Source organism: Ornithinimicrobium ciconiae (assembly GCF_007197575.1).
Taxonomy (GTDB): Bacteria; Actinomycetota; Actinomycetes; order Actinomycetales; family Dermatophilaceae; genus Ornithinicoccus; species Ornithinicoccus ciconiae.
The window spans coordinates 2,293,083-2,304,440 of record NZ_CP041616.1 but is presented as its reverse complement, the minus strand read 5'-3'; the positions used below and the strand labels follow the sequence as shown (position 1 = coordinate 2,304,440).

At 68.7% G+C, this 11,358-nt stretch carries 8 protein-coding genes; 3 read left to right on the top strand and 5 right to left on the bottom strand.

What is annotated here, in order from left to right:
- Position 1: 1 nt before the first annotated feature.
- From FNH13_RS10530 to FNH13_RS10520, 3 genes are all read right to left on the bottom strand, one after another.
- Positions 2-3,718, bottom strand: a complete 3,717-nt coding sequence (locus tag FNH13_RS10530) for a nitrate reductase subunit alpha (protein ID WP_143783387.1) — start codon at positions 3,716-3,718, stop codon at positions 2-4.
- On the bottom strand, positions 3,718-4,506 hold the full coding sequence (locus FNH13_RS10525; RefSeq protein WP_143783386.1) for a helix-turn-helix transcriptional regulator: 789 nt from the start codon (positions 4,504-4,506) through the stop codon (positions 3,718-3,720). The genes FNH13_RS10530 and FNH13_RS10525 overlap by 1 nt, the downstream gene beginning before the upstream one ends.
- Before the next feature lie 208 nt (positions 4,507-4,714).
- Positions 4,715-5,986, bottom strand: coding sequence for an MFS transporter (locus tag FNH13_RS10520; RefSeq protein WP_143783385.1), 1,272 nt, complete (start codon positions 5,984-5,986; stop codon positions 4,715-4,717).
- Positions 5,987-6,060: 74 nt separating this feature from the next.
- On the opposite strand from FNH13_RS10520, the gene FNH13_RS19565 reads away from it, so the two are divergent.
- Together FNH13_RS19565 and FNH13_RS10510 are read left to right on the top strand one after the other, a co-directional pair.
- Entirely contained in the window at positions 6,061-7,650 is a 1,590-nt protein-coding gene (locus tag FNH13_RS19565; RefSeq protein WP_228266351.1) for a helix-turn-helix domain-containing protein, read from the top strand.
- Positions 7,651-7,781: 131 nt separating this feature from the next.
- Positions 7,782-8,843, top strand: coding sequence for a class I SAM-dependent methyltransferase (locus FNH13_RS10510; RefSeq protein ID WP_143783384.1), 1,062 nt, complete (start codon positions 7,782-7,784; stop codon positions 8,841-8,843).
- Positions 8,844-8,867: 24 nt separating this feature from the next.
- Here FNH13_RS10510 and FNH13_RS10505 read toward each other — a convergent pair whose 3' ends face one another.
- Both FNH13_RS10505 and FNH13_RS10500 read right to left on the bottom strand, forming a co-directional pair.
- Positions 8,868-10,100 carry an MFS transporter gene (locus FNH13_RS10505; RefSeq protein WP_228266350.1) on the bottom strand — a complete coding sequence of 411 codons (1,233 nt, stop codon included), beginning with the start codon at positions 10,098-10,100 and terminating at the stop codon, positions 8,868-8,870.
- Between the two features lie 129 nt (positions 10,101-10,229).
- Positions 10,230-10,937, bottom strand: a complete 708-nt coding sequence (locus tag FNH13_RS10500) for a helix-turn-helix transcriptional regulator (RefSeq protein WP_202878756.1) — start codon at positions 10,935-10,937, stop codon at positions 10,230-10,232.
- A 53-nt stretch (positions 10,938-10,990) separates the two neighbouring features.
- On the opposite strand from FNH13_RS10500, the gene FNH13_RS10495 reads away from it, so the two are divergent.
- The gene (locus FNH13_RS10495; protein ID WP_143783382.1) at positions 10,991-11,278 is read left to right on the top strand and encodes a DUF2249 domain-containing protein; all 288 of its coding nucleotides are present in this window, start codon (positions 10,991-10,993) and stop codon (positions 11,276-11,278) included.
- Positions 11,279-11,358 lie beyond the last annotated feature (80 nt).

Genomic DNA, 11,358 nt, shown 5'->3' with positions numbered 1-11,358 from the left:
GTCAGTAGGCGACGGGGGCGGTGCGCTTGCGGATGGTGGTCACTTCGTCCCGGTTGTTGCCGGTCGGGCCGATGTAGTTGAAGAAGTAGGCGAGCTGGGCGTAGCCGCCGATCAGGTGACTGGGCTTCATCAGGATCCTGGTCAGGCTGTTATGGATGCCGCCGCGCTTGTTGTCGGTCTCGGTCAGCGGCACGTCGATCAACCGGTCCTGCGCGTGGTGCATAAAGACCGTGCCCTCGGGCATCCGGTGGCTCACGATCGCCCGTGCGGCCACGACGCCGTTGCGGTTGACTGCCTCGATCCAGTCGTTGTCCAGGACGCCGATCTTGTCGGCGTCGAGGTCGGACATCCAGATCGTCTGGCCACCGCGGGACAGCGAGAGCATGAACAGGTTGTCCTGGTATTCGCTGTGGATCGACCACTTGTTGTGAGGTGTCAGATAGCGCACGGAGACACCGAGCTCGCCCTCGGCGCCGATCTCGGGCTCGCCGAAGAGCAGGGTCATGTTCAGCGGCGGCCTGTAGGTCGGCAGCCCCTCCCCCATGTCGAGCATCCAGTCGTGGTCGACATAGAACTGTTGGCGACCGGTGAGGGTGTGGAACGGCTTGGACCGCTCGATGTTGATGGTGAACGGCGCATAACGCCGCCCGCCGCTCTCGGAGCCGGACCACTCCGGGCTGGTGATGACCGGCACCGGAGCCGCCTGGGTGTCCGCGAAGGTGATGATCTTGCCCTCGTGCTCGGCGGACAGGTCGTGCAGCTGCACGCCGGTGCGCTTCTCCAGATCCCTGAAGCCCTGGGTCGCCAGGTGCCCGTTGGTGGTTCCCGACAGGTGCATGATCGCCTCCGCGACGTGCACGTCGGTCTCCAGCCTCGGCTGACCGTCGGCCACGCCTCCTCGGACCGTGCCGTTGACGACGCGGAGCCGCTCGACGAAGTCGGTCGGATCGTATTTCACGCCCTTGGTGACCATGCCGACCTTCTCGAGCAGCGGCCCGATCGCGGTCATCTTGGCGTAGATCTGCGTGTAGTCCCGCTCCACCTCCACCAGGACCGGCATGGTCTTGCCCGGGACCGGCTCGACCTCACCGGTCTTCCAGTCCTTGACCACGCCGTGGACGGTGGCCATCGCCTCCGGTGTGTCGTGCCACAGCGGTTTGGCCACCACGTCCTTGCGGGTGCCCAGGTGGTCGACGGCCAGCTCGGAGAATCGCTTGGCGACCTCCTTCCAGGCGTCCCAGTCGTTCTTGCTCTGCCACGGCGGGGAGATCGCCGGGTTGAACGAGTTGATGTAGGGGTGCATGTCGGTGGTGTTGATGTCGTGCTTCTCGTACCACGTTGCAGCCGGCAGGACGATGTCGGAGAGCAGCGTCGAGCTGGTCATCCGGAAGTCGATCGTCATCAGCAGGTCGAGTTTGCCCTCGGGCACCTCGTCCGGCCACGCGATGTCGCGGGGACGCTGGTCCGGGCCAGCCTGGCTGGCGCGGACCGCGTTGGTCGTCCCGAGCAGGTGCTTCAGGAAATACTCGTTGCCCTTGGCCGAGGAGCCGAACAGGTTGGCGCGCCACAGGGTGAGCACCCGCGGCCAGTTCTGCTCCGCCTCCGGGTCCTCCACCGCAAAGTTCAGCGAGCCCTCCTTGAGCTGGCTCACGACATAGTCCTTGACGTCTGTGCCAGCCGCCGCGGCCTCGTCTGCCAGCACCAGGCTCGACCGGTCGAACTGCGGGTAGGACGGCGTCCAGCCCAACCGGACCGACTGGGCGAGCAGGTCCATCATGGACCGCCCCTGGAAGGCGCCGGTGCCAGCGCCGACGTCGTCGGTGGTGAAGGTGTCGTAGCGGTACTGGCTGGTGTTGACATACCAGTAGGCCGTCTGGTTCATGTGCCGCGGCGGGCGCACCCAGTCCAGGGCAAAAGCCATGTGCTGGAAGCCCATCAGCGGACGGACCTTCTCCTGCCCGACGTAGTGCGCCCAGCCGCCGCCGTTGCGGCCCTGACACCCGGTGATAGTGGTCAGCACGAGCATGGCGCGATAGATCTGGTCGGAGTGGTACCAGTGGTTGGTGCCGGCTCCCATCAGGATCATGCCGCGACCACCGGTGTCGATGGCGTTCTGGGCGAACTCACGTGCCAGCCGGGCGATCTGGTGCGAGGGCACCGAGCTGATCGCCTCGGCCCAGCCCGGCGTGGCAGGGACAGTCGGGTCCTCCAGGTCCTCCGGCCAGGTGCCGGGCAGCCCCGGACGGCCGACGCCGTAGTGCGCCAGCATCAGGTCGAGGACCGTGGTCACCAGGTGCCCGCCGATGCGCCGGACCGGCACACCGCGCTGTTCATAGACGACCTTGTCGCCGGTGTCGAAGCGGGGCAGCTCCAACGGGACCGAGTCACTGGTGTCGCCGTAGAGGGACAGGATCGGGTCGATGTCGCCGAGGTCGAGGTTCCACTTCCCCTCACCCTCGGGGCCGAAGCGGTGCCCGATCGAACCCTGCGGGACGGCCACGTCGTCGGTGACGCGGTCCAGCACGACCGGCTTCCACATCGAGTTCTCCGACGAGCCCTCGGGGTGGCCCTCGAGGTCGCCCGCGACCACGAACTTGCCTGGACGGTAGGAACCGTCGCCCGCCTCCACCAGCGAGACCAGGAAGGGCAGGTCGGTGAACTTCTTGGTGTAGTCGGCGAAGAACTCGGTCTCCTGGTCGACGAAGAACTCCTTGAGGATGACGTGCCCCATCCCCATCGCCAGCGCGCCGTCGGTGCCCGGCGCCGGGGCGACCCACTCGTCGGCGAACTTGACGTTCTCGGCATAGTCCGGCGCCACCGCGATGACCTTCTGCCCGCGGTAGCGCGCCTCGATCATCCAGTGCGCGTCGGGGGTGCGGGTCATCGGGACGTTCGAACCCCACATGATCAGGTATGCCGCGTCCCACCAGTCCCCGGACTCGGGGACGTCGGTCTGGTCGCCCCACATCTGCGGGGAGGCGTTGGGCAGGTCGGCATACCAGTCGTAGAACGAGAGCATCGGCGCGCCGATGAGCTCGTTGAAGCGGGCGCCGGAGACATAGCTGACCTGGGACATCGCCGGGATCGGGGAGAATCCAGCGATCCGGTCCGGGCCCCAGCGCTTGATGGTGTAGACGTGGGCGGCGGCGATCATCTCGACCGTCTCCTCCCACGTGGAACGGACCAGTCCGCCCTTGCCGCGGCCCGCCTTGTAGGTCCGGGACTTCTCCTCGTCCTGCACGATGCTGGCCCAGGCGACCACAGGGTCACCGAACTCCTGCTTGGCCCGGCGGTACATCTCCAGCAGGGTGCCGCGGACGTAGGGGTAGCGGACCCGGGTCGGGCTGTAGGTGTACCACGAGAAGGCCGCACCACGGGGGCACCCGCGCGGTTCGTACTCGGGTCGGTCCCCGCCGGTCGTCGGGTAGTCGGTCTGCTGCGCCTCCCAGGTGATGATCCCGTCCTTGACGTAGACCTTCCACGAGCAGGAGCCGGTGCAGTTGACACCGTGCGTGGAGCGCACGACCTTGTCGTGGCTCCACCGGTCGCGATAGAAGGCGTCACCCGAGCGCCCGCCCTCGAGCGAGAGGGTGCGTTGGTCGTCGGAGACCTTGCCGCGCGTGAAGAACCTGCGGGTCCCCACGAGTGCGGAGGACAGGGGTCCGTCGAAGCCTGCGGGCTCGGTGTCGGTCTGGGGCCGTGCTGCGGTGTCGGTCATCAGGACTCTCCACGGTCGGGGAACGGGGTGGTGACGGTCAGGTGGGCTCGGCAGGTGCGATGGTCGATGAGAGGTTGCAGGTCCAGCTCGGCGCTCTCCTCGCCCAGGGCATCGAGGGCGCCGCGCAGGAGGCCCCGGTGGACCCCGCAGACCATCTGGGGGCTGTCTCTGGCCAGGGCGATGAAGGGGCAGTCCCGCAGCAGGATGTCGACCTCATGGGCGCCGGACGAGGTCCGGATCTCAGGGGCGTGGCCCCAGCCGACCAGCAGGTCGAGGACGGCTCCGATCTTGCCCAGCCAGGCGCCGGGTGTCGGCGCGGGTGCATGCTGACCGATGCGGACGGCTAGGCGTGAGACGTGGTCGCGTGCCCACTCCCGCCCGGACAGTTCCAGGGCTGCGGGGCTCTGCTCGAGCGGCTCATCCCGGGTGTCGACCGTGGCGACGATCTCGGAGAGCGCGGCATAGGCCTGCAGTGCGTGGGGGTCTGACGGAGGTGTCATCGCGACGCCGGGCACGGCATACAGCTTGCGGGGGCGACCGGCTCCGGAGGGTGGTGCCTGGATCGTCGTCAGCAGGCCGGCCGCGACGAGCTGGTCCAGGTGGAAGCGCACGGTGGTCAGGTGCAGGCCGACCACGTCGGCGAGCTCCTGGGCACTGAGGCCGCTGTGACGCAGAGACTGGCTGCCCTCGACCTCCTGGACAGGCAGGTCGGCAAGGTGGTCATAGAGGTTGCGGCGCACGTCCGAACGCAGCAGGTCAAGGCCGTCACCAGCGTCTGGCCGTCCCATGACCACTCCTCTCAGCGAGGTTTAGCGGAATGCTTATGGCGCTCACAGTACAGGTTTACCGCAGTCCCCGACAGGGCGGTCCGCGCGTGTCGTGACCTGCGGTTTCGTCATCGGTGACAGTTCTTTTAGGGCACGTTGGCATGCGCTAAAACTCGGACAGTCACGATGGATCAGGGCTTTATATCAGGGTTTAGCGGATGAGCCGCGGTCAGGGCTGGGGGTCGCGCGCGTCATACTGCGAGAAGCCGGGTTGCAGCCGTGCCAGGACCAGCATGGCGATCATGCAGGCCACCCCGCCCAGCACCAGGGTGCCCCACTCGGACCAGGCCGCGGCGACCGAGCCAGCGACCAGTTCCCCCAGTCGCGGACCGCCGGCCACGACGACGATGAAGACGCCCTGCAGACGACCTCTGAGGTGATCCGGGGTGGCGGCCTGCAGGATGGTGTTGCGATAGACCGAGGAGACCGAGTCCGCCGCCCCGGCAGCAGCGAGCGCCAGGCAGGCGAGCACAAGGGCTGTCCTCGGGCTGAAGAGCTGGCCGGCCCCGAGAACGGCCAGACCCAGCAGCACCATGCACACACCCCAGGCCACGACCGACCAGACGACCGCGCGTCCCTGGTGGATCACCGAGCCCAGGGGCCCCGAGAAGAGCATCGCGACGAGCGCCCCCACGGCGAGCGCGGCCGCGAGGATGCCGACGGTGGCCTCTCCCCCGGCCAGGGCCACGACGGCGATCGCCGGGAAGAGGGCGCGGGGTTGGGCCAGGATCATCGCGCAGAAGTCGGCCAGGAAGGTCATCCGCACGTTGGGTCTCGTGGCGAGGAAGCGCAACCCGTCGATCACGCTGGACAGGCCGGGCACCCTGGCCCCGGCGCCCCGTTCCGGACGGATGGAGGGCAGCGTGGAGATTCCCCACATCGCGGCGGTGAACAGGATGACGTCCAGGGTGTAGGCGCTCACGTAGCCACCGAACTGGACGATGAAACCGGCGAGCAGCGGCCCGACCGTCATCGAGACGTTCATCGAGGCCACGCTGAGGGCGTTGGCGGCCGGCAGCTGCTCGATCGGCAGAAGCCTGGGATAGATCGAGGACCGCGCCGGGCTCATGATGGCGAAGCCAGCGCTGTGCAGCGCCACGAGGGCATAGAGAACCCCGACATGGGTGTTGCCCAGGACTGCCTGGAGGACGTTGAGACCGCCGGTGACCCAGAGGGCAACGCCACCCACCAGCGCCACGGTCCGGCGGTCGTGCGTGTCCAGGACCGCCCCGCCATACAGTCCGAGCACCACGATGGGCACCAGCGCATAGAGGCCGACCAGACCGACGGCGAAGGAGGATCCGGTCAGCTCATAGATCTGCAGGGCAATCGCCGTGGTGGCCAGTTGGGCGCCGACACCGGAGGTGACCATGCCGACGTAGAGGTGGCGGTAAGGACGCGACTCCCGCAGCGGGGTGATGTCGAGCAGGACGCGGCGCACCGGCACATGCTGTCACCCGTCCAGAGCGTGGCGCGCCGGGGCTCTCTGCGGCACACTGGAGATGGAGGTATGCCGTGACGTCCACGCCGTCGACCACGCCCGACGCGCAGGACTGGGCTGCTGTGCAGACCGCTCTGGCCGCGCGTCGCGACCGGCTGGACCCTGCAGACCTCACCCGCCTGGGTGAGGCGACCTGGTGGCTCGGGAACGCTCCGGGCGCCATGGAGGTCGCTGAGGAAGCCTTCCAACGCCTGGCGGAGGCGGGGCGGGAGAGCGAGGCCGCGGACCATGCCCTGCGTCTCGCCCTCGCCTGGATGCTGCGCGGCGACGTGGCGATCTCGCACGCCTGGCTGAGCCGCGCCAAACGACTGTTGGCAGATCTCCCGCCAGGAGTGCTGCACGGCTACCTGGCCTACATCGAGGGCAGCCAGGACACCGACCTGACGGGGGATCCGATGCCGTGCCGGACCGCCGCCGAGACGTTGGACCAGCTCAACGAGCGATTCGGGGATCCCGCCCTGCAGACCCTCTCCGTGGCACTGCGCGGCATGGCCGGCGTCCTCTCCGGCGACTCGGAGACGGGGTGGGCAGCACTGGACGAGTCGATCCTGCCTCTGCTGAACGGCTGCCTCGAACCCATGTGGACCGGGGACCTGCTGTGCAGCGTGGTGCACCTGTGCGACGAGCTGGGCGATCTGGCCCGAGCACAGCAGTGGACCGGGGTCATGGCCCGCTGGTCCACCCCTTTGTCGCAGACCTTCATGTATGCCGATGTGGTCCGGGTGCACGAGCTCGCACTGGCGGCGGCGGCGGGCGAGTGGGACCTGGTCGAGCACGAGCTCGGGAACCGGGCGGACGATCTCGTGGGGGCGCACGGCTGGCTTGCCGGGGAGGCCTACTACACGCTCGGCGAGGTCCGCCGCCTCCGCGGGGACCGCGAGGGCGCGGACACGGCGTTTGGCCAGGCGCGCGCGCTCCAGCACGACGCCCAGCCCGGCACCGCGCTGCGGCTCAGGTCCGACGGGCACTTCGGTGAGGCGCTGGAGTCCCTGCGCATCGCACTGGCCGACCAGGTCCCGCTGCGCCGTGCCCGGGTGCTGCTGCCGATGATCGAGATGCTGCTGGAGGCCGGCGACCAGGCCTATGCCGCCACCCTGGCTGCTGAGGCCGAGGCCACCGCCGCACACTTCGCCTCACCAGGGTTGCGTGCCGTGGCGTGCCGTGCGCGAGCGGCCGTGCGCCTCGCCACCGGGTTGCCAGGCCTCGCGGTGCCCCTGCTCGAGGAGGCCGGCCAGATCTACCGGGACCAACGGCACCGATACCCTGCCGCCCAGGTGCACGAGCGCCTCGCGGAGGCAAGGGACGCGTCGGGTGACGATGCACGTGCTGCGGCCGAGGTGGCCACGGCGGCCGCGATCTACCGGAGCCTCGGAGCAGCTCCGGACTTGGAGCGACTCTCCCCCGCCGAGCCGCCCGCAGGACTGACCGGGCGCGAGGTCGAGGTGCTCCTGGCTGTTTCGCGCGGGGGCACCAACAAGGACATCGCCGCTGAGCTGTTCATCAGCGAGAAGACGGTGGGTCGACACCTGGCGAACATCTACACCAAGCTGGGCGTCTCCTCGCGGACCGCCGCCGCCAGCTGGGCGCGCGACCAGCGGCTGTGAGCGGCCTGCATCATCCGACCCAGAGTGGGCCCACAGGTTGCACGATCCGCCCGATGTGCTCCTGCCCCTGCGCTTCTAGCGTCGGAGGAGTCGGCAGGGAGCCGGCGCCAACCGTCGACAAGGGAGACATGATGACAACGCAGCAAACCCACCAGAGCGCCGACGAGCGCCTGCTGGAGATCCTGGATCACGGCAGCACCTGTGTGCTGGTCAGCATCGGCCACGAACTGGGCCTGTTCGACACCCTCGCTGACCTGCCACCGGCGACCAGCACCCAGATCGCCGATGCCGCCGGACTGGATGAGCGCTACGTGCGGGAATGGCTCGGTGGCATGACCACGTCCCGGCTCATCGACTTCGAGCCGGCTGACGCCACCTATCGCCTCTGCGCCGACTCAGCACCTTTCCTGGTCGGTGCGGGACCGGACAACCTTGCGCGGATCATGCGCTACGTGACCATGATGGGTGCGGTGGCGCCACTGGTGGTCGAGGCCTTTCGAACGGGAGGAGGACTGGCCTACGAGGACTACCCGCACTTCCACGACGTCCAGGGCGAGGACAGCGCGGCCGTGCACGACGCCACCCTGCTGGAGGTCACGCTGCCACTGACCGGCCTCGTCGACCGGCTCCGCGAGGGCATCCGCGTGGCGGACGTCGGGTGCGGACAGGGCCATGCCATCAATCTGATGGCGCGCGCCTTCCCCGCCAGCCGGTTCACCGGCTGGGATTTCAGCGAGGAGGCCCTCGCCACCGCCCGCGCTGAGGCCTCGGTGTGGGGCCTGAGGAATGCGGACTTCATCACCAGGGACGTGGCCACGCTGCCGGACCAGGACGTCGCCGCGTTCGACCTGGTGACCGCCTTCGACGCCATCCACGACCAGGCTCAGCCCGCCGCAGTGCTGGCAAACGTGCACCGTGCGCTGCGTCCGGACGGTACCTTCCTGATGGTCGACATGTTCGCGCAGAGCAACCTGGAGGACAACCTCGACCTGCCCTGGGCTACCTTCCTGTATGCCGTCTCGACGACACACTGCATGTCCGTCTCGCTCGGCCAGGGCGGCGCGGGTCTGGGGACCGTCTGGGGCGTGCAGACCGCCGAGCGGATGCTCCGTGAGGCCGGGTTCGGACAGGTCGAACGCCACGAGGTGGAGGGCGACCCCTTCAACGCCTACTTCCTGGCTCGTCAGCGCTGAGCCAGGCGCGGTGCCCACCTGACTTCACGCGGGGGCGTCCTGCTTCTTCTTCACGACCGTGACCGTCATGATCAGCGCCACCATGGCGGTGATGGCCAGCAGGAGCAGGCCGAGGGAGTAGGACTCGGTGCGGCCATAGATATAGCCCATCAGCAGGGGCGGCAGGAACCCGCCCAGTCCTCCGGCCGCGCCGACGATGCCGGTCACGCCACCGACCCGGCCCGGTTCGGTGACCTTGGCGATGAGCGCGAAGGTGGCGCCGCTGCCGGCACCCAGGGCGGCAGCCATGCCGAGGAAGGCAAACGTGCCCAGGTGCTCCAGGATCGGTGTGGTGGAGGCGATGGTGGCACCGATCGCGACGATCAGGAAGCACCCGGAGAGCACCTCGATGGCTCCGAGCTTGTCCGCGAGCCAGCCGCCGACCGGTCGGCAGATGACAGCAATCAAGACGAAGCCCGCCATCCGGTTGGCGGCGTCGCCCGGATCGAGCTCGTAGGCGACCTTGAGGTAGGAGGGCAGATAGACCGAGAAGGCGACATAGCCACCGAAAGCGACGGCATAGAGGAAGGCCAGCATCCAGGTGATCGACAGCTTCGAGTTGGCGACCACGCGAGAGACGAGCGACCCGGTCGGTGTCGAACGGCCGGGGGCGTCGCGCATGATCAGCCAGGCGGCGACGGCATAGATGGCCAGTGCGACAGCTGTGATGAGGAACGGCAGGCTGTGGCTGTTCTTGTAGAGCGGCACGGTGGTCAGTGCACTGATGGCCGTGCCGCCCATGCCGGCGCCAAAGATGCCGATCGCCAGGCCGCGCTGGCTCGGGGGGAACCACGCGTTGACGAACGGGACCCCGATGGCGAAGGCGGTGCCACCGATGCCGAGGAAGAACCCGGTGATGAGGATCGCAATCAGGGAGCTCTGTGCGAAGAACCCGATGACCAGCACCGGGACGATCGTGGCCACGGAGACCAGCGGAAACATGACGCGCCCGCCGTGCTTGTCGGTGAGGGCACCGACGATGATGCGGCCGAGCGACCCGACGATGACGGGCACGGCGACCAGGAGGGCGACGTCACCCTCGGTGATGTTGCCCAGGGTGCCGTCTTGAGCCCACAGCGGTCCCAGTGGGCTGAGCAGGGCCCACGCCCAGAAGTTCACGGCGAAACCGATGGTCGCCATGATCAGCATCGTCCAGGCCTTGCCGTTGGCCTTGGCGGGGGCCGCCTGGGTGGTGGTGGTGCCCGGTGAGTCGGACATCGCGCTCCTTTGGTCCTCTGGTTCCGATGTGGGATCAGGTGGGGTGGTTGGGGTCAGGTGGGTGGATCAGAGTCGGGCTGGGGCCCGGTTGGCGCAGCGCCCGTGGTCACTGCGCGGTGCCGACAGAACTCACTGCGGCATAGTCTCGCGCAGATAGAGTCGGCACGCACCCGGCTCGCTGAAAGGGCGCAGATCTGCCTCGGTGCTCACGGCGCCACCGCGGGCCAGGGCGCCCTCGACCAGACCCTGGTGGACCTGGCAGATCACCTCAGGCATCTGCTCGGCCAGCTCCAGGAGCGGGCAGGTGCGCAGCGCGATCCCCTCGTCGGCGGGAGAGGTGTCTGGCGGCACCGGGGTGAAGCCCAGCCTGGCCAGCAGCGGGAGCACCAGCTCCTGCGGGCTCTCGCTGTGCTCGGGCCTCTCGGAGGCCAGTTGTGTGCCCCAGGCCCGGCCGATCTGACGGGCCTCGTCAGCGGGATCCTGTGTGCGGGCCATCAGATAGCTGGCGAAGGCGGTGGTGAGGCCTCGGTACTCGGCAAACGCGGGGTCGTTGACCCTGGGGACGGCGCGTCCCTCATCGGTGATGGTGTATTCGTGGGCGGGCCTGCCCCGGCCGCTCGGCGCGACTGCCCGGACCGTGACCAGGCCGGCTTCCACCAGTTCCTGCAGGTGTGCCCGCACGGTGTTGGCATGGAATCCGACCTCGGCCACCAGATCAGCGGTGGTCACCGGACGGCTCTTCTCCGCGAGCACGGCAAGGACCCGCTCGGCGGGCGCCTGGTCCGGGTCGGCGGACGGCACCCACGGTTTCGGGCCCAGCCGCGTCGTTTTCTTCACATGGGGAGTGTAATAATGCTTCCGTACCGACCGCAAACTGAGGAGAGACCACGATGACCAGTGACATCCCCCTGCAGGACGTCTCCGGCTGCGCCTGCGGCGAGCACGACGTGCAGGTCCCCGAGTTGGACGTGCGCGTTGTGCCGCACGCGATCCGCCACGCGACGGTCTTTGGCGCCCTGTCCGCGATCCCGGTCGGCGGTGCCCTGGACCTGGTGGCCCCCCACGACCCGAAGCCGCTGCTGGCCCAGATCGCGGACCGCGAGTCGGGCGCGATCGACGTCGAGTACCTGGTGCCCGGCCCCGAGGCATGGACCCTGCGCCTCACCCGCGCGCGCTGACGGGCGTCGGTCGCCGCCACCCCGCACGCGCTGCGCCCCACCCGCAGGGCGCTGAGCGCGTGTGCCCGCCACCCGCAGGA